General features: G+C 56.7%; 15 protein-coding genes and 3 pseudogenes. 8 read left to right on the top strand and 10 right to left on the bottom strand.

Going from position 1 to position 18,248, the window contains the following annotated elements; translation table 11 throughout:
- Positions 1–150: 150 nt before the first annotated feature.
- From ACA041_RS19980 to ACA041_RS19990, 3 genes are read left to right on the top strand one after another with little or no spacing between them, the layout of a single operon-like run.
- Complete coding sequence (locus tag ACA041_RS19980) at positions 151–876, top strand: ThuA domain-containing protein (RefSeq protein WP_497436350.1); 726 nt, start codon at positions 151–153, stop codon at positions 874–876.
- Positions 873–2,660: a thiamine pyrophosphate-binding protein gene (locus ACA041_RS19985; protein ID WP_497436353.1), complete on the top strand. Its 1,788-nt coding sequence runs from the start codon at positions 873–875 to the stop codon at positions 2,658–2,660. Before ACA041_RS19980 ends, ACA041_RS19985 begins: the two co-directional genes overlap by 4 nt.
- Positions 2,661–2,677: 17 nt before the next feature.
- Positions 2,678–4,288 (top strand): GMC oxidoreductase, encoded by a 1,611-nt coding sequence (locus ACA041_RS19990; RefSeq protein WP_497436357.1) that lies wholly within the window; start codon positions 2,678–2,680, stop codon positions 4,286–4,288.
- Positions 4,289–4,353: 65 nt separating this feature from the next.
- On the opposite strand, the gene ACA041_RS19995 is transcribed toward ACA041_RS19990, so the two are convergent.
- Positions 4,354–5,454, bottom strand: a complete 1,101-nt coding sequence (locus ACA041_RS19995) for a LacI family DNA-binding transcriptional regulator (protein ID WP_497436361.1) — start codon at positions 5,452–5,454, stop codon at positions 4,354–4,356.
- 56 nt (positions 5,455–5,510) lie between these two features.
- Complete coding sequence (locus ACA041_RS20000) at positions 5,511–6,638, bottom strand: MFS transporter (protein ID WP_497442127.1); 1,128 nt, start codon at positions 6,636–6,638, stop codon at positions 5,511–5,513.
- A 303-nt stretch (positions 6,639–6,941) separates the two neighbouring features.
- Between ACA041_RS20000 and ACA041_RS20005 the strand changes: the two genes are divergently transcribed.
- Positions 6,942–8,204, top strand: a complete 1,263-nt coding sequence (locus tag ACA041_RS20005; protein WP_497436365.1) for an MFS transporter — start codon at positions 6,942–6,944, stop codon at positions 8,202–8,204.
- Positions 8,205–8,233: 29 nt separating this feature from the next.
- Here ACA041_RS20005 and ACA041_RS20010 read toward each other — a convergent pair.
- From ACA041_RS20010 to ACA041_RS20020, 3 genes and pseudogenes are all read right to left on the bottom strand, one after another.
- Positions 8,234–8,611, bottom strand: a pseudogene (locus ACA041_RS20010) (maltose alpha-D-glucosyltransferase); the annotation flags it as partial.
- Positions 8,612–8,757: 146 nt separating this feature from the next.
- Positions 8,758–10,617 carry an ABC transporter ATP-binding protein gene (locus ACA041_RS20015; RefSeq protein ID WP_497436367.1) on the bottom strand — a complete coding sequence of 620 codons (1,860 nt, stop codon included), beginning with the start codon at positions 10,615–10,617 and terminating at the stop codon, positions 8,758–8,760.
- 539 nt (positions 10,618–11,156) lie between these two features.
- Positions 11,157–11,567 carry an arsenate reductase ArsC gene (locus ACA041_RS20020; protein WP_497436369.1) on the bottom strand — a complete coding sequence of 137 codons (411 nt, stop codon included), beginning with the start codon at positions 11,565–11,567 and terminating at the stop codon, positions 11,157–11,159.
- A 211-nt stretch (positions 11,568–11,778) separates the two neighbouring features.
- On the opposite strand from ACA041_RS20020, the gene ACA041_RS20025 reads away from it, so the two are divergent.
- On the top strand, positions 11,779–12,561 hold the full coding sequence (locus ACA041_RS20025) for a CHAD domain-containing protein (protein ID WP_497436373.1): 783 nt from the start codon (positions 11,779–11,781) through the stop codon (positions 12,559–12,561).
- Positions 12,562–12,674: 113 nt separating this feature from the next.
- Here ACA041_RS20025 and ACA041_RS20030 read toward each other — a convergent pair whose 3' ends face one another.
- Positions 12,675–13,106, bottom strand: coding sequence for an NUDIX hydrolase (locus ACA041_RS20030; protein ID WP_497436376.1), 432 nt, complete (start codon positions 13,104–13,106; stop codon positions 12,675–12,677).
- Positions 13,107–13,503: 397 nt separating this feature from the next.
- Here ACA041_RS20030 and ACA041_RS20035 point away from each other — a divergent pair, with 397 nt between their 5' ends.
- Positions 13,504–14,133 (top strand): hypothetical protein, encoded by a 630-nt coding sequence (locus ACA041_RS20035; protein ID WP_497436382.1) that lies wholly within the window; start codon positions 13,504–13,506, stop codon positions 14,131–14,133.
- 12 nt (positions 14,134–14,145) lie between these two features.
- Here ACA041_RS20035 and ACA041_RS20040 read toward each other — a convergent pair.
- The 3 genes and pseudogenes from ACA041_RS20040 to ACA041_RS20050 all read right to left on the bottom strand — a co-directional run bounded on the left by ACA041_RS20040 (position 14,146) and on the right by ACA041_RS20050 (position 16,538).
- Positions 14,146–14,957 (bottom strand): annotated as a pseudogene (locus tag ACA041_RS20040) (crotonase/enoyl-CoA hydratase family protein).
- Positions 14,958–15,057: 100 nt separating this feature from the next.
- Entirely contained in the window at positions 15,058–15,891 is an 834-nt protein-coding gene (locus ACA041_RS20045; RefSeq protein WP_497436386.1) for a pirin family protein, read from the bottom strand.
- Between the two features lie 23 nt (positions 15,892–15,914).
- Positions 15,915–16,538, bottom strand: coding sequence for an FMN-dependent NADH-azoreductase (locus ACA041_RS20050; RefSeq protein WP_497436391.1), 624 nt, complete (start codon positions 16,536–16,538; stop codon positions 15,915–15,917).
- A gap of 104 nt (positions 16,539–16,642) precedes the next feature.
- On the opposite strand from ACA041_RS20050, the gene ACA041_RS20055 reads away from it, so the two are divergent.
- A complete protein-coding gene (locus ACA041_RS20055) occupies positions 16,643–17,035 on the top strand; it encodes a winged helix-turn-helix transcriptional regulator (RefSeq protein ID WP_497436396.1) in 393 nt (130 codons plus the stop codon).
- 98 nt (positions 17,036–17,133) lie between these two features.
- Here the strand turns inward: ACA041_RS20055 and ACA041_RS20060 are convergent.
- A pseudogene (locus tag ACA041_RS20060) lies at positions 17,134–17,292 on the bottom strand (hypothetical protein); the annotation flags it as partial.
- Positions 17,293–17,685: 393 nt separating this feature from the next.
- Between ACA041_RS20060 and ACA041_RS20065 the strand changes: the two are divergent.
- Entirely contained in the window at positions 17,686–18,138 is a 453-nt protein-coding gene (locus ACA041_RS20065; RefSeq protein ID WP_497436402.1) for a hypothetical protein, read from the top strand.
- Positions 18,139–18,248: the final 110 nt, after the last annotated feature.

Raw genomic sequence — 18,248 nt, forward strand, 5'->3', positions numbered from 1 at the left:
ACGGCTTTAAAGCCCATAAAACAAGGGCTACAAGCCATCAGCCATAAAAAAACAACGAAGGCATTGACTTAGCAATTCGGAGTGATAGCTTAAATAAGCGGTTATACGTATAACTTAATAATCACACCCAACTTGAAGAGGTGACAAACCGTGAGTCGAGTCTTGTATCTATACGGTGGCTGGCCCGGCCATTACCCCTACGAAATTGCTGCATGGGCTCGGACCGTTTTCCAGGAACTGGATTTCGACGTCGAAGAGTCCACCGACATCTTCACACTGGACAGGGACTTGACCGGTTACGACCTGATCGTGATCGGCTGGAACAACGCCGTCACCACGGAAACGCTGACCGTCTCCCAGGAAAACCGCCTGCTCGAAGCCATCGAAAGCGGCACCGGGCTGGTGGGTTGGCATGGCGCGGGCGCCGCATTTCGCGCCAGCCTCAAGTATCACTGGGTGCTGGGCGGCTCGTTTCTCGAGCACCCGATGGGCGAAGGTTTTCCCCATCCGTACCAGGTCAACATCATCGACCACAGCCACGAAGTCACCCAAGGCGTCGAGGATTTCGAGGTGCGGTCCGAGCAGTACTACATGCAGGTTGACCCGAACATCCACGTACTGGCCGAAACCACGTTCGATGGCAATCCACTCCCCTGGATAAAGGGCCATCGAAGCCCGGTCGCCTGGGTTCGTCAGTGGGGCGAGGGACGAGTGTTCTACCACTCGATCGGACACGACACCAGTAACCTGGCCGACCCGAATATCCGTCGCCTGACCAAACAGGGCCTGAACTGGGCGACCCGCGGGCGCGCAGCAAGCACCGGTAAATCCGCCGTATCCACCGCACTTTCATCAACCCAAGGAGTCCTGTCATGACTAAATTGACCGGCAGCCAGATCGTGGCTCAAACCCTGAAAAACTACGGCGTCGAATATGTCGCCGGCATCCCCGGCCACGGGATCTGGACACTCACCGACGCCTTCCTCGAAGAAGACTCGAAACTCAAATTCATCCAGGTCTTCCACGAGCAGAGCGCGGTTCACTTGGCGGATGGTTACTACCGGGTGTCCGGCAAGCCGATGGCCGCTGTCACCTCTATCGGTGCCGGTGCAGCCAACACGGTGATCGGCATGGCCACGGCCTTCACCGACTCCACCAGCCTGATGCTGATCACCGGCGGGCCACCCACGCACATGCGCGGTCACGGCTTGTTGCAGGAGCTGGAACGCTACACCGACAACGATTTCCCTAAAATCGCCGAAGCCGTCACCAAGCGCCACTGGGTTGCGACTCGCGTTGAAGAACTGCCGTTCATGATGCATCGGGCGTGGAGCGCGATGGTCACTGGCCGCCCAGGCCCGGTTCACCTTGAAATCCCGATGGACGTTCAAGCTGAAGCGGCTGAAGTGACCCTTCACGCCCTGGAAGAACGCACCCCGATCGGCAAGTGCTTCCCGGACCCGGCGGCGACGTCGCGTGCGGTTGAAGAGCTGAAAGGCTGCAAACGCCCGGTGCTGGTGATCGGCGGCGGCGTCATCACCGGTGAGGCAAGCGCCGAAGTGCTCGCCCTAGCCGAAGCCTGGAAAATCCCTGTAGTCACTACCTGGAACGGCAAAAGCGGCTTCCCGGAAGATCACCCGTTGTTCGCCGGCAGTGTCGGTCAAACCGGCACGATGTGCGGTAACAAAGTGGCCTCCACCGCCGATGTGATTATCGCCGTGGGCTGTCGCTTCACCGACTGGTCGTCGTCCAGTTATGCCAAAGGTGTGACCTTTGCCATTCCGCCATCGAAGTTGATCCACATCGACATCGACCCGCACGAAATCGGCAAGAACTACCCGGTGACCGTGGGCATTTGTGCCGACGCGAAGTACGCACTGGCGCATATCGTCGAAGGCTTGAAAGGCCAGACGGTTGATCGCGAAGAGTACCTGAGCGACCTGCGCGGCTATCAGGACGAATGGGAAACCAAACTGGCTGGCCGTCGTGACTCCGATCGCTTTCCGTTTACCTCGCAACGTCCGCTGGGCGCGCTGCGCAAGATTTTCCCGCGTGACACCATCGTGGTGGTCGGGTCCGGCAACACCCAAGGTGCGGTCAAACAAACCTTCCCGGTGTATACGCCGCGTACGCACCTGACATCTGGCGGGTTCTCGTCCATGGGTTGGGCAGTCCCGGCCGCTATCGGTGCCAAACTGGCGGCACCGAACCAACCGGTGGTGTGCATCCTCGGCGATGGCGATTTCCTGATGACCTCCCAGGAAATTGCGATCTGCGTGACCAACAACATTCCTGTTGTGTTCATGATCCAGAACAACGCCGGGTACATGTCGATTCGCGGTGGCCAACGCAAGCAAACCAGTCGCCATATCGGCACCGAGTTCAACCATCCGGATGGCACGCCCTACAGCCCGGACTTCAAAGCGGTCGGCGAAGCCTTCGGCCTGAAATCCTACCGTGTGGAGCGCCCGGAAGATCTCGAGCCGATCCTGCAGGAAGCCCTGGACCTGAACGTCCCGGTACTGATCGAAATCCCGACCGATCGCGACGCCGCGGGCCCTTGGGTGCCGGGCTGGTGGGACTTCCCGATTCCTGCCTACATCACGGATGAACGTCAGGACGAATACCAGGAACTGCGTAACTCCGAACAGCACCTATAAGAACTGGAGCGGCTCAAATGAGTGATGCATTGATTTCGCATCATGCAGAGCTGAATCCACAACCGGGGGCGCCGCGCGAGCAGCGCGCCCTCGACGTGGTGACACCTGATGCAGATGGCAATATCAACTGTGATGTAGTGATTATCGGCTCGGGCATGGGTGGTTCGACTTTTGCCCATGCGCTGCGCGATAGCGGGCTGGACATCGTTATCGTCGAACGGGGGGATTTTCTGCCCCGTGAAATACAGAACTGGAGCGCCGAATCGGTGTTCGCCGAAGGCCGCTATCGAAATGCCGAGCAGTGGCTGGATGAAGGTAATCAACCGTTTTCCCCGGGCGTGTTTTATTATGTCGGAGGCAACACCAAATTCTACGGCGCTATGCTCCCGCGGTTTCGCGAAGAGGACTTTAGTGAAATTCAGCACGCCGAAGGCGTATCTCCCGCCTGGCCAATCAGCTATGCGGAACTGGAACCCTGGTACGCCGAAGCGGAAAAGCTCTACCGGGTTCATGGCCTGGCGGGTTCCGATCCCAGCGAGCCGTGGCGCTCTAGCCCTTTTCCGCAACCTGCGCTGAAACATGACCCAGCACTGATTCCTCTTGAACAAAGTATGCGCCGATCCGGGCTCAAACCCTTCGTAATGCCTGCTGCGGTGGATTATGGCGACGGCGGTGACTGTGTGTTGTGTTCAACCTGCGATGGCTATCCTTGTCTGGTTGATGCCAAGGCTGACGCTGAAGTGTCGGCTTTGAGACCGGCGCTGCGTAGCGCAATGATCAGGCTGATGACCCGCACCACGATCATACAATTGATCACCAGCGCTGACGGCCGAACAGTGACCGAAGCTCACGGTCTCATCAATGGCCGGAACGTGACGCTTCGAGCCAAACGATTTGTCCTGGCATGCGGCGCGGTGAACAGCGCAGCACTGTTGTTCAAGTCAGCGAACAGTCAGCACCCTGAAGGCCTTGGCAACAGTTCAGGGCAATTGGGTCGCAACTACATGGTGCACAACAGTACGTTCATGCTGGCGGTGGACCCACGGCGCAAGAACAAAGTGATCTTCCAGAAAACCCTCGCAATCAATGATTGGTACAGCGCCAGCCCGCACAATTCGTTTCCTCTGGGCAACGTGCAGATGCTTGGAAAAATCCGCGAGCCCATGATCACCTCGATGCGCCCATGGCTGCCAAAGTTTGCGTCGCGATACATCACCGACCACAGCATCGACTTGTATCTGACTTCGGAGGATCTACCGACGCAGGAAAACCGGGTCACGTACGACAAGTCGCGTGGCGCGATCAAAGTCCACTGGACGCCAAACAATCTCAAGGCTCATGAAGGCTTGGTGAGCAAGACCAGCAAAGTCATGCGTGAGGCTGGCTATCCAGTGATCCTGAAAGCGCGCATGGGAATCGCCACCAACTCGCATCAGTGTGGCACCGCCGTCATGGGCAAAGACCCCACTTCCAGCGTACTGGATGTAAATTGCAAGCTGCATGACCTGGATAACGTCTGGGTGGTAGACAGCTCTTTCTTTCCGTCATCGGCTGCAGTCAATCCGGCGCTCACCATCGCTGCCAATGCCCTGCGGGTTGCGGAGAATTTCAAGCACTTAGCGAGTTGAGCGGCGAAAAACCAACCTGAAAAAGGCCGCGGTGTAGTGTTACACCGCAGCCTTGTGACAATTTCTCAGGCGCCGGTTGGCTGCACGTTGAGTGTCGACGTCCGCACAATCAGTTTCGTGGCGAAAATCTTCTGCTGGGGTTCGAGTCGGGTGCCGGACGGTGCATTCAGTTGCTCTGTCAGAAGCCGTGCGGCGTATACACCCTTCTCCACCATCGGCTGGCCTATGGTGGTCAAGCCGAGCTGGACAGCCTCGGGAATATCGTCAAAGCCAATCACCGAAAGGGCTTGCGGAACGTTGCGATTGAGCGCGTGAGCGGTTTTCATGCAAGCGATCGCCATGACGTCCGAACAGGCAACCACCGCTGTGACGTCGTTGGACGTCAACAGCGTGAATGCCGCTGCTTGCCCCGACGTCGAATCCAGCCCGCCGGCTTCGATAATACTCAGGTCCTCGAATGCCAGGCCGGCCGCGCACGCCGCTTCTAAGTATCCGCTCAGCCGCTCCCTGACAATGCGCTCACTGGCACTTTTGAAACGCGACTGATCAATCGGACCGCGATAACCGTCGGGATTGAGCCGGTCAATGATGACGCCTATCTTGCGGTGCCCCAGATCCAGCATATGTTGCATCTGGGTGCGGGCGGCGCCTCGATCATCGATCCCGACAAAGAAAGAGCCTTCCACCAGAGGCGAATCGATCACCACAAACGGAATGTTCTGTTTCACCACGGCCAATACGGCCGGGTGATCATCGGGCAGGGTCGAGATGATCAAGCCATCCACCAGCCCCCGCAGTGCTAGGCTGCCGTGATTGACTGCTTGGCCGCGGCCGACAAGCCGGTTGTTATTGAGCGGGAACAACGTCAGAGCGACGTTCTCCAGCTCGCCCACTTCACTGATCCCGCGTAACAGGGCGATGGTGCAGGGATCGGCGAACGCCAGGGACAATTTGTCCATCATCATCAACCCTATCGCCCCGATCTTGCCCGAGCGAAGGCTTCGCCCCAAAACGTTGGGGCCTGGATAGCCCAGCGAGGCGGCTACCTCAAGGATATGCTCACGCTGGGCTTGCGACAGTTTAGAGGGGCGATTGTAAGCGTAAGACACCGCAGGCTGAGACACTCCCGCCGCCAGAGCTACATCTTTCATTGAAACGGATGCCATCGCTTGCTTCCCAATCTTTTGAAAACCTCATACGAGGTCCGTGAAAAAACATGCACTCAGTGTAACTGTTGACGGCAAACCTTCGGAACCAGTCGAGTTGCGCTGACCATGATCGCAATCATTAATGAGGCGACCGCGAGCAGTGCCGCAGACAGACTGGTGGCGTGGGCGAAGAGTCCAATGACTGCCGGCCCCATCAAAATGCCGAGGTAACCGAGACTGGTTGCAGCGGCAATGGCCAACTCACCTGGCATCGTCTTTTGAGCACCTGCCAGCGATAAGTACACCGGCGCAATGTTCGCCAAACCAATGCCGATGACAGCGAACCCCACCAGGTTCAGCAGCCAGTTCGTCGCCAGCACGACCATGATGAATCCCAGTATGACAATAAGGCCGCCACCGATGAGCACCGCGCGCGAACCGAGCTTCAGCAGAATCCGGTCGCCACTCAATCGTCCCAAGGCCATCATTACGGCGAACGCCGCGTAGCCAAGGCCCGCAATCGAGTGTTGAACACCGCGTACCTCAGCAAGAAACACTGCACTCCAGTCGAGAATGGCGCCTTCAGCAAGAAAGGCGAACAGGCAGAGCAAGCCCAGCAGCAAGACTTTTCGAGTAGGCCTGACAAATATCGGGCTCCCTTCATCGCCGCTTCGCCCCAGCATCTGACGCCCGTAGGTCAGGACAAAGGCGACCAGTGCCGCCATCACGGCACTGCTTGCCAAAAGGGGTGTAGTGCCGAGCCATAGTAATCCGGTCATACCCGCAGCACTGACAATTGTTCCCAGGCTGAACAGTCCATGAAAGCCGGACATGAGTGATCGGCCGGTGGCGCGTTCTACCATCACCCCTTGCACATTCATCGTCACGTCGACTGATCCGCAGCCGGCACCGAATACCGTCAGGGCCAGCATCAAGCCTGCGAACGAATGCGTCGTCGCTAGCAGCGGTAATGTCAGCAATACCAGTGCGATACCGATGTGCATGGTAAAGCGGCAACCTTTCCTGGCATTCAGTACGCCTGCGAGCGGCATCATCACCAGTGAGCCCAAGCCAAGACAGAGCAAAAGAATGCCTAACGCACCGTCGTCAACCCCTGCTCGACTACGCGCATAAGGAACCAGCGGTGCCCAGGCGCCCATGCACAGTCCTGACATCAGAAACGTCAGCCTGTAGGCCGCCATATCAGGTGTGGCGCACGGCAGTACCAATACTTGAGACGACACGGAAACCTCTGTGTTTGGGCCACGAAAGTTATACGTATAACCTAAAATAATTCGTTAGGCCAATGAGTCTTCGCAAATCAGGATGGCTGCACCGCGCAAAGAATTGAATAAATGACCTCCTTTAAAGGCCATGAACCTGAAATAAGTTGACAGCCAGTCTGCTACCAATGTTACTTTTATTAAGTTATACGTATAACTCAAATGATTTCGCCTTCCAATTGCATGAACACCCAAAAACAACAAAAGGGACGATGCACCGTGATGAACAATCTTCAACGAACACAGATCCCCTCCCGCATTCGCAAGGCGCGTATCGCGACTTTCCTGGGTTTCATGATGATCGGCGCCATGATGTACATCTGGTCGACGGGTGTGAGCGTCTTCAGAGCGCAACTGGGTTTTACCGGCGAACTGGGAGATGCGAACTTCGGTTTGATCGCACTCGGGGTCGGCGTGGGTTCCGCAACAGGTGCGCTATGGGTGGGTCGCTTGCTCGACACTTTTGGTGCGAAGCCGGTTATCACGATGTGCGCACTCGCGTATCCCCTTTCCATTATCCCGCTGGGTTTCGTCAGCGGTTTCTGGTTCGCCTTGTGCTTCGGCGTCGTGCTCGGGTTACTGCGAGGCGCGCTGGACACCGCTTTGAATGCGCATGGAGTGCAAGTCGAACGCTTCTACCAGCGCTCGATCATGTCTGGCTTTCACGCGTTTTATTCATTGGGCGGCTTTCTGTTGGGGATGGTGTGCAGTTGGCTGAGCGGCTTCTACACCGACAGCGTGCAAGTGCCCTACACCGTGCTTGGCGGGGCGCTGTTTATCGTGGGTTGTTTTTTCAGCCGATGGCTGCTGGGCAAACATGATGTTCCCGAGCCGTCATCCAGCGATTGGCAAACAGGCGCCCAGTCGCATGATGAAGTGGGCAAGGGTCCATCGGCAAAAACGCTGCTGGTCATGATCGCACTCGGCGTCCTGCTGCTGGGCAGCATGATGGGGGAAAATGCGATTGCAGACTGGGGCCAGGAATATATTCGTCGCGAGTTCTCGACGACGACCTCGACGGCCGGCATGGCGGTTTCCATCTTCGTTGGCGCGGCCTTCGTCGGACGTCTATTCGGTGACCGGCTGGCTGCGGCGTTTGGTAATTCGCAAGTGGTGTTCGGATGCGGAACGGTGTGTGTCCTTGGCATGATCATCACCATCGTCGGCGGCACTGCGGTAACCGGCATTATCGGCTTCGCGCTGTTTGGCCTCGGGCTGTCGTGTATCGCTCCCCTGATGATCTCCGCCGCAGGGCGCAGAGACCCTAAACATGCAGGTCGTAACATCGGCATCGTTAACTGCATCGGGTTTTCCGGGATGCTCGTGGGCCCTGCCGTCATCACCGTGATCGTCAGCAATTTCGGATTGAGTACGCTGATGTTTTTCCCGTTGATCATGCTCGGCTTGCTCGCGACATTTGGCCCGCTGCTGATGCGTACGCCTAAACCTGTCGCAACCGTAAAACAGTCCGCGAAGAGAGCCTGACAGGGCCGTCAAACTCTCCGGCGCAGTGCCTAGATCATCGGCGAGCTACTGACCACACGCAGTGCCAATCCTTCATAGGTATCCAGCGTGATGGTGAACTCACCCTCAGGCGTGAGATCGCCTTCGACCCCCTCATTAATGATGTCGACCACCGGCCCTGGTGCAATATTTGGCAGGTGCAGGGTTTCGGTGATCGGTGTCGAGCCGAAGTTCAACGCGGTGATTTGTGTGCCTTTGCCGGCTGGCAACTCGTGGACCATGATCAGCAGCCCCGGATGCTCGACGTCCGGAATCAGAATCTGGCGACTGGCCGCAATATCGTAGGAACGCCGAGCAGCAAGGATTTTCTTCAGCTGCGAGGCAAACGAATCCGGGTCTTTTAATTGACTGGTCAGGCTGCCGAAAGCACCGTCAGGTACTTGGGCATCGAGGTCGATGATGCCCTGGAAATGGCAGAGCAGACAGAAGTCTGACCATCCACTGCGACGGTCTACGCCAGACCGTCGCTATCCGACCCAAAGCAGCCGCCCGCAGCCCCCAGAGCCGTTCACGCTCATACCTGATCCATAACCTCGGCCACCCCCCGATCCTCACCCAGAAACCCGCCACTCTGGTGGTGCCACAGCCGCGCATAGATGCCGTTCTTTGCGAGCAATTCGCTGTGGGTGCCCTGTTCGATGATGCGTCCGTCATCCATGACAATAAGTCGATCCATTGCCGCAATCGTGGACAACCGATGGGCGATAGCGATCACGGTCTTGCCCTGCATCATTTCATCGAGGCTTTCCTGAATGGCCACTTCGACTTCCGAATCCAGCGCGCTGGTAGCCTCGTCAAGCAGCAGGATCGGGGCGTTCTTGAGCATCACTCGGGCAATCGCGACGCGCTGGCGCTGGCCGCCCGAAAGCTTGATGCCGCGCTCGCCTACCAAGGTGTCGTAGCCGCTGTGGCCTTGTCGGTCACTCAGTTGGCTGATGAACTCATCGGCCTGAGCATTGGCCGCCGCACTGCGGATTTGCGCGTCGCTCGCATCGGGGCGGCCGTAGGCGATATTGTCGCGAATGGATCGGTGCAACAGGGAAGTATCCTGGGTGACCATGCCGATGGCGCTGCGCAAGCTGTCTTGCGTGACGTGCGCGATGTTTTGCCCGTCAATGCGAATCTCCCCGCTGTCGACGTCGTAAAAGCGCAGCAGCAGGTTGATCAGCGTGGATTTGCCGGCGCCAGAGCGGCCAACCAGACCGATTTTTTCGCCCGGGCGAATGTCCAGGCTCAGGCCATCGAGCACCTGGCGTTCGCCGTTGTAGTTGAAGCTGACATTGTCGAAGGTTACCGCCCCGCCGGAGGTCACCAGCACACCCGCGTCCGGCGCATCCTGCACCTTGGGGCCGCGGGTCAGTGTTGCCATGCCATCCTGCACGGTGCCGATGCTCTCGAACAGCGAGGTCATTTGCCACATGATCCAGTGCGACATGCCATTGATACGCAACGCCATGGCGGTGATTGCCGCCACGGCACCTGCGCCGACCTCACCTTGGTGCCATAGCCACAGGGCATAACCACCGGCTGCCATGATCAAGGCCACCACCAATGCCTGGTTGACGATCTCGAACTGGCTGACGAGGCGCATCTGGCGAAAGCCGGTCTGCTTGAAATCCTCCATGGCCGCACGCGCGAAGTGCGCTTCACGATTGGAATGGGAGAACAGCTTCACTGTCGTGATGTTGGTATAGGCGTCCGAGATACGTCCGGTCATCGAGGAGCGCGCATGCGCCTGTTCCTGCCCCACTTTCCCCAAGCGGGGTACGAAGTAGCGCATGGCTAGCCCGAACAACAGGATCCAGGCAATGAAAGGCAGCATCAGTTTCAGTGCGAAGCCGCCGGCCAGCGCAATGATCGCGATGAAATACACCCCGATTCCGGGTGCGATCTCAATAAGGGTGAACAGCACGTCGCGCACGGCCAGCGCAGTCTGCATCACCTTGGTGGTGACCCGGCCGGAAAACTCATCGGAAAAGAACGAAAGGCTTTGCCGTAGCATCAAACGGTGGAAGTCCCAACGCAGCCGCAACGGCAGGTTGATCGCCAAAATCTGGTGCTGCACCATGGTGCGCAACGCCACCAGTGCGACACTGGACGCCATGACTATGCCCATGCCCCACAACACGCGACTTTCCTGCGCAGCCGCATCCCCGCCTGCCTGCCAGATCGAGAGTAGATCCACGACCTGACCGAGGAAAGCAAACAGCCAGGCTTCGTATATCGACACAGCGGCACTCAGCAGCGCAAACGCAAGAATATAGCCGCGGGCGCCCCGTGTGCACGCCCACAGGAACCGAGCCAGGCCCTCGGGTGGCGGTGGTACCTCGTCAGGAGGAAAGGGGTCGAGCCTTCGTTCAAATGCTCCAAGCATGGTGGTCTCCAAAACAATCAAGTTCAGTAGATTCTGCCATTGAACGGTTGCTTTGAGGGTTTTGCGGGGTTGAGGCATGTCGCTGTTGGCAGCTTGCTCTGTGTGCAGGGTTGCCGGACGTGGGGCAATCCTACGTTGCCAGAGACACAGTCGGCAGAGCTAAAACGGCCGTTATCGGGGGCTGTTGGCCAAGAGCGGACGAACCGCTTTCGGCTGTGAAATTCATGATCAGTGGCCACAGGCTCAATGACTGCAATGGGTCGATTCTGTTGAAAAAGTCGGTTTTTGAGAATGCGGTGGGATTGGATAGGTGAAAGCGCCTCTTCAGCACGCCTCTACGTGAAATCCCAGCCTGAAAGGCTCTGCGGACATTCAGGATTTCAATCTCCGACGCGTACTTTTCTGCTTTAGAAAACACGGCCGATTTTTTCAACAGAATCGGTCGTTTGAGGCCCTTCGAAACTGGCAGAAAACGGCCAGAAACAATCGGCCGAAATCGTTAACGCTGGCTGTATAAATCCTAAGGCTTATGATATTCACTACCTGGTTTTTACAGTGACGAACATTTTAATACGGTCATGAATCTCCTGGAGAGTATGACGAAATGGCTCATGCCTCTCACTGGATACAGGATCTTCAAAGCTCCACACCATTATCTCGCCGGAGGAAGGCATCCATGCAGCTTCTTCGGAGGACTTGTCACAGAGGGTGATGACATAGTGGAACGGCTGTCCATCAAACTCATCAAAGGTCTTGCTATGCAAGCCGGTGGTATCGACACCTATATGATCAAGAGATTCCAGTGTGCGTGAGTCGATCTCACCGGCCTCAATACCAGCACTGTAGGCTTCGAAGTGTGAGGAATCCGTGTGGCGAAGAAGAGCTTCTGCCATCACTGAGCGAACGTCATTTTTGGCGCAGACGAACAGCACGCGGAGTTTGTCAGCCATACCTTTCCCTCAATTCTCAGCCTTCCGGGATAGTGTTTTAAAATACGACACAGGTCATTAAAGCAGCGTTTGTGAGCGGCCTCCTGTCAAGTCGATGGAATACAGCGCACGGAACGCCACCGGCAGGCGTCGGACGAAAGCCCGTGCCATGGATGTAACGATCAACAGGTCTGCTACGCTGACGTCACATGCACCCCACGCGAGGACGACGATGTCTTTTATTGATGATTATGTGGCCCAGATCATTTCTCTGGAAGTGTCCCTCTATCACTCGCGCGCTCGCCTGGCTGCCAGCAGTGACAGCGAGGCCCTCCATGACCTGCGGATCGCGGTTCGGAAAATACGCAGCCTTTTGCGTCCGCTGCGCAACCTGCCTGAAATTGTGGCGTTGAACCAGGCTGCAACTGAAGTCGGTAGAACGACGACCCCAACTAGGGATCTGGAGGTCATCATTCATGAACTGCAGACGATGGGGTATGCGCGCCAGGCAGCAAGCCGAATCGGCACTCTGAAAAAGAATCATCGCAAGATCGCCAACAGCTCGGCACTCGACAAGCTGTTTGAGGAACTGGATCGATGGACTGATTCGTTTAGAGCTGCCGAGAGAGCCGGCGATCTTGCCGATATCAAAAGACAGATACAGAAGGCCCTGAAGAAAAGAATCAATCAGTTGGTCGCTGGGCTGCGGAACAAAGATTTTGACCGGCACGAGCTGAGGATCATCGTGAAAAATGCTAGATATCTCACCGATGCCTTTCCAACACTGTCGCCTCTCAGGGCAAAATCCAAAGCTCAACTGAAGTCAGTGCAGTCGTCACTCGGGTCATGGCACGATCATCATCAGTGGTGTCTGCGGGCCGAGACAGAAGCTGACCTGCTCAACGTCGCGCCGCTATGGGAAATCGCGTCAGAAAAAGCGTTGGCTGATGCTGAGCTGAAATTGGCCTCGCTGCTTGATCACCTTGAGAAAGACCTGGAAAAGTCAAAGGATTAACGATTGAAGACCCATTGAAAGCCTTGTCGTAAAGCGTCCAATACATTTGACGCATCGGAAAATGCTATACCCTGCGCCGCATCATCAGCATAGGCATGGCCATCACCGCGTGCCTAAACTGCGATGTTTACCGCTGATCTGGTCGCCGAGTCGGATGAGCAGCGCTTGAGCAATGTCCTGATCGAACCTCGAACGTTACGCTTGTCCAAGTCGTTCGCTGAAAACCAGCGGCAGTCATCGATCTCGTTACAAGGGCGGGGTTTGCGCTGCCCTGCCCTCTGCGCTTCGAAGAGAAAATGGATAACTCTGTCCTGCTCGTACTCGGAGACGTAAGAGAGCTGGTCAAAGATTAAGCCGGTCTCTTCCGCCATTTCACGCACGGCAGCTTGCAGGGGCGTCTCGCCTCGCTCGACGCGACCGCCGGGCAGGTTCCACTTCGCGTTGCGTTTTCGCACAAAAAGAATCTCTTTATCCCGGCGATAAATTACTGTCGCACGTCTTTTCAGATCCTTGTGCTGCTCGGTCACGGCTACCGTTGCACCCATGAGTGAAACCTTCCGTTTTATTATTGAATAGGTAGGTCAAGCACCATCAGTAACTCTGCGACCAGAGTGCGCGACGAAGATGTCGATATGATGACCGTTCAGTTCCATCTTGCCGGCTCAAGGATCGTCTCTTAGACCGAGTCGAATCGAAGGAGTGGGCCGTTCGCCACCGGCGCCGGTGCAGGTGGCCCGAAGGAGCCCTTCGACCCACGGGCAGCTTCACTAGCATGGCAGGACCGCGCAAATTCTGAACTAATGTTCACGCAACCATCGCAAGCCCATAAAACGGCTACCATCCCCTCGTGAGGAGTTGCCAGCACGGTTCCGGTATAGCGGTAGAGATCGGCAGGCGAGCCATGATTCATTTCAAACTCAATCGATTTGTAGGAGCCGTGATATGAACAAGCTGGGAGCGATCGTTCTTCTGCTGGTTGCAGGTACGGCCCAGTCTGCTGAACGCCTGTCAACCGTCCAGGTTTCGGGGCTCTCTGTCCCCGGCACCCAAGCGCTGGGGAAAGCGCAAGGATTCACGGAGTGCGTTGATTACTCTAACTACCTGTCGTGTACGCGTAGCCAGCCAATGGCCATTTTTGGCGCAACGGCCAGCAGCGCTGAAATAACGCTTGATGTCACAGACAACTTTTCCAGTGAGACAGATCCCATGGGAGGCAGCAAGATCATGGGAGTGGCACTGGAGAAACTGACCTACCGCTCCATTCGCCTGGAATTTCAGCCGCAAGAGCGCGAGGCTCTGGAAAAAGCATTGCGCGCTGACGGATGGTTCGCAGTAGGCAGCGAAAAACGCCTCGAGTTTTATAAGACGGGCGTACCTGCAACCTTCCGTGTCACCAGCGCCTATACCACGTTGAGTCCTGTCGATATCAACGAGGTTAGAAAAATGGCTTCCAGACTGGAGGCAAAGTCCATCCATTCGAGCAATACCTCAAATGCACCCGATCCGGCGCGGTCAATGCTGCTTGACTCAGAGCCTCGAGGAGCCGGCTCTACGCGCGCGCCTCGATTTTAAGCACCTGGTCAATCAATCCAGAAATTCGGGTTTCTGTTTGCTCATATGGGCGGCCATGGCCACGCGCAGATCAGTGGATTGCAACATGGCGGCGTTCCAGGTGGCGACGTATTCGAGGCCGTCGTCAATGCGATGGTCGCGCATGTAGCTGATCATCTCCTTGGTGCCGGTGATGGCGATCGGCGACTTGCCGGCGATCTCGCGGGCAATGCCCATTACTCCATCGAGCAGGCTGGCAGCGTCGCTGTAGACGCGATTGACCAGGCCCATGCCACGCGCTTCTTCGGCGCCAAAGCCGCGACCAGTGTAAGCCAGTTCACGCAGCATGCCGTCACCGATGATCCGCGGCAAGCGTTGCAAGGTGCCAACGTCGGCAGCCATGCCGATGTCGATTTCCTTGATCGAGAATTGCGCATCGGCGGCGGCGTAACGCATGTCGCAGGCGGCAATCAGGTCGATGGCGCCCCCCAGGCAATAGCCCTGGATTGCCGCCAGCACCGGCTTGCGGCAGTGGTCGACGGCATTGAGGACGCTTGCAGGGCGAGGATCTTGCGTCGCAGCAGACGCGCATTACGGCCGACATCCTTGCCCAGTTCATTGGCCACCCCGGCCAGCATCATCAGGTCGATGCCGGACGAGAAATGCTTGCCGGCACCACTGAGCACCACCACCCGGACTTCGTCGGTGTCCTCGACCCACTGGAAGATCTCGATGATCTCGTTCCAGAACGCGGCGTTCATCGAATTGATCTTTTCCGGGCGGTTGATTTGCACATGGGCGATGTTGTTGGCCAGCTCAACGCTGAAGGCGGTGTATTGAGTCATGGCAATGATCCTTTGGAGGTTGTGACCCCAGGTATTTTGGCTTGGGCCCCCTAGAGCGTTTCTAAGAGGGCTTGGTAGGTGAGCACTTCTGAATCGGAACTCAAGTCGGAATGAATTTACCGGTTTGTAAATCCATGAATGCCTGGGCGATTTCCTCCTCGGTGTTCATCACAAACGGCCCGCCCACCGCGATTGGCTCATCGAAAATGGGACTGGCGTAGACGAGTAACCGCAAAGAGGTCAGCGAGGTTATTTTCAGTGTGGACGTTTGATCCGCTGGCGCAATCTCCGGCCAGGCTAAGTCACCCGCTGTCACGGATCGATCGCCGATGCCAAGCAAGGCATCGCCACCCAGCAGATATGTAAATGCACGCTGTCCCGCAGGAATTGGGAGCTCGAAGCTCGTTCCTGTATCCAGTTTCAACTCTATCAATGTAAGCGGCCAGGTCGATCCGTGCGGCACACAGACCTGACCCAACTGGCCTGCGTAGATACGCGCCTCAACACCTGGCTCGCGATGAACATGTACGTCTTTCATCTGGAGGTCGGTATAGCGAGCAGTTGTTGATTTGAGCCGTGCAGGGAGGTTCAGCCACAATTGAAAAAGGTGCACTCCCTGCGGTCCAGGCATCTCGCTATGCATTACTCCACCGCCAGCAGTCATAAACTGCGCGGCACCGGGACCGAGCATTCCGCTGGTGCCGGTATGGTCCTCATGCAGCAACTGCCCATCAATCACGAAAGTTACCGTCTCCATGCCGCGGTGCGGGTGGGTGGGAAACCCGGCGGGCGGTGCGAACCAGTCCTCGACCAGCAAAAGGAATGGGCTGTTTTCGACCGCGTCGTCGGGCGAGATCACCAGGCGGGCCCGGTGGTTAGTGGCTCGAACCTGAGGCCCACCCGCGCGCTGTACCTTTTGGATTGAGAGGGTCACTGCATCATTCTCCAATGACTAACTTACGCTTCGATGATCGCGGCGATGTGCTGCTCTGCCTGGGCGATTGCTACCTGGCGTTGCTCCGGCCCAGCGTTGACACCCTCTGCGACTACTACTTCGAGCTCTTTGATGCCCAAGAAGGCAAAGGCGCCCCGCAGGTAGGTTTCAGCATGCTCCATCACCTGCGCGGGCGAACCTGCGCCGTAGAAACCGCCTCGCGAGATGGTCAAGTAAACCCGCTTGTTACCCGCCAAGCCTACTGGCCTACCTTCGATGTATTGGAATGTCTTGCCGGCAATGGCAATGCGGTCAATCCACGTTTTGAGCTGGCTGGGGATGGTGAAGTTGTAGAAACCGACGCCAATGACCACGATGTCAGCTGCAAGGAACTCCTGCATGAGTTGCTCTCCCAGCGCCAAGTCCTCAAGCAGCTCCGGATTTTGTGGTGCCTCCAGTAGATTGCGTGAGACCGCAACGTAAGCGCCCGTGAGGTGGGGTATGGGATTCGCAGCCAAGTCCCGATACGTTACCCGTAGCTGCGGGTCGGCCTGCACCAAGCGGTCCGCAACTTTTGCAGACAGGGAGCGGCTTACAGAGTGGGAGCCAAGAATGCTGGAATCGAGATGGAGCAGGTTTTTGGACATGGGACCTCCTGTGGTATAGATTTGATACTAAGAAACTAAATTACCCCACGCAAGAAGGCACATGAATGATACCTGGGCACATTTTGGAAACCATTGGTGGTGAAGTGGCTCTGCTCTCTGACAGCTGCCAGCGGGTGAGCGAGGTGCTGTCGCGTGTCGGTGACAAGTGGAGCGTGCTGGTGGTGATCCTGTTACAGGATGGCCCGCGCCGGTTCAACGAACTCAAGCGCATGATCAATGGGGTTTCCCAGCGCATGCTGACAATGACGCTGCGAGGATTGGAGCGAGACGGCCTGGTCAAGCGAACCGTGTACCCAACGACGCCACCTCGCGTTGAGTACGAACTGACCCCTTTAGGGCATTCGCTCAGCAAACCGGTAGAAGCGCTAGGGCGCTGGGCCTTTGCCCATCTCGATGAGATCCAGGCGGCGCGAGTAGCGTTCGATGAGCGCGCTTTAAGGGAGTCTGCACAAACCTCTGTTTCTTCGGGTATCTAGCGCCGCCAGCGGCATCTTCCGCTAGAGACCAGATTGTTGGATTGGAGAGTGCCGGTACCAGCCAGAGACCAGTACCGGATGTTAGACAACGGGTGGTATCAGTCTTGATATTTATGGAGCGCGACACCCAACCGAGCAATCATCGCATCTAGATCCTCCGGTCCATTTGCTCCACCGTATACATAGAAGTCAGGACGAACCAGCACGGCGCGTACGCCATTATTCTCGAAGTAATCACGATAGGTTCCGTCAAGGTCAACAACCTTACCGGCTCCAACATTTGCCCCCTAAAGCGATTGGTATCGCTTGGACTTTCTTGACTGACAAGTGTGCAAGCAGGGCCAAAGACTCCTGCGATAGAAGCACATCAAAATCGCTGATCAACTGCCAACCGACACCTAGAATATCGTCGCAGCGTCCTCGCTCCCCATTAACCTCGACATTCCCCTGCGGCCCGAGCTGACCGGATACAGGATGAGCTTGCGGGCCCAGGTCAATAAGACCGCTGCGAAGGATTGGAAAAGGCGGAGGCGGCGGAACCAGGCCATTTCGGAAAGCGAAATCTCGACGATCCGCTTCTTTAGGAGGCGGAGCTTGCCGCCGGCACCTTTTACAACCATTTCAGAACCAAGGAGGAACTCGCCAAAGCGGTGTTCGCCCGCCGGGCTGAGGAGCTAGGCAAGGCCTTCGATTTGATAGGGGAAGTTGTCCAGGACCCGGCATGCGCAATTGCCTTTATCCAGCGGACATACATCGAACGCGCATTGGCAGATCCAGTTTGGGGGTGGTTCGTCATTCATGCCGAGTTCAGCCTTCGTCAAAATGAAGAAACCTTCAGAGAGCGCGCAAGAAGCGATATCCTGCTTGGGATACAAGCCAACCGTTTTAATTGCGAAAGCTGTCTTGAGAGTGCAGTTAGTATCACTCTTAGCTCGATGGTTGGTGTGACGCGAGAAATCCTCGAAGGACGCGCAAGCAAGGAGGCGGCTCGCGAAACGTCGGAATTACTTTTGAGAATGTACGGAATTTCTGCCGATGAAGCAGCTGCGCTGGCCAGATTGCCTGTGCCGGACCTCAACACGATTGCAAAGTCGAAATCTTGATCCATTCAATTGTGTTCAATTGAAATCCGGATGTCTCTACAAAATGAAAAAGCCTGGGAGAGACAAGCCCTACCAGGCATCGTCGAATGCCGGTCCACTCAGTGTAGATA

This window comes from Pseudomonas sp. LBUM1676 (assembly GCF_059695605.1).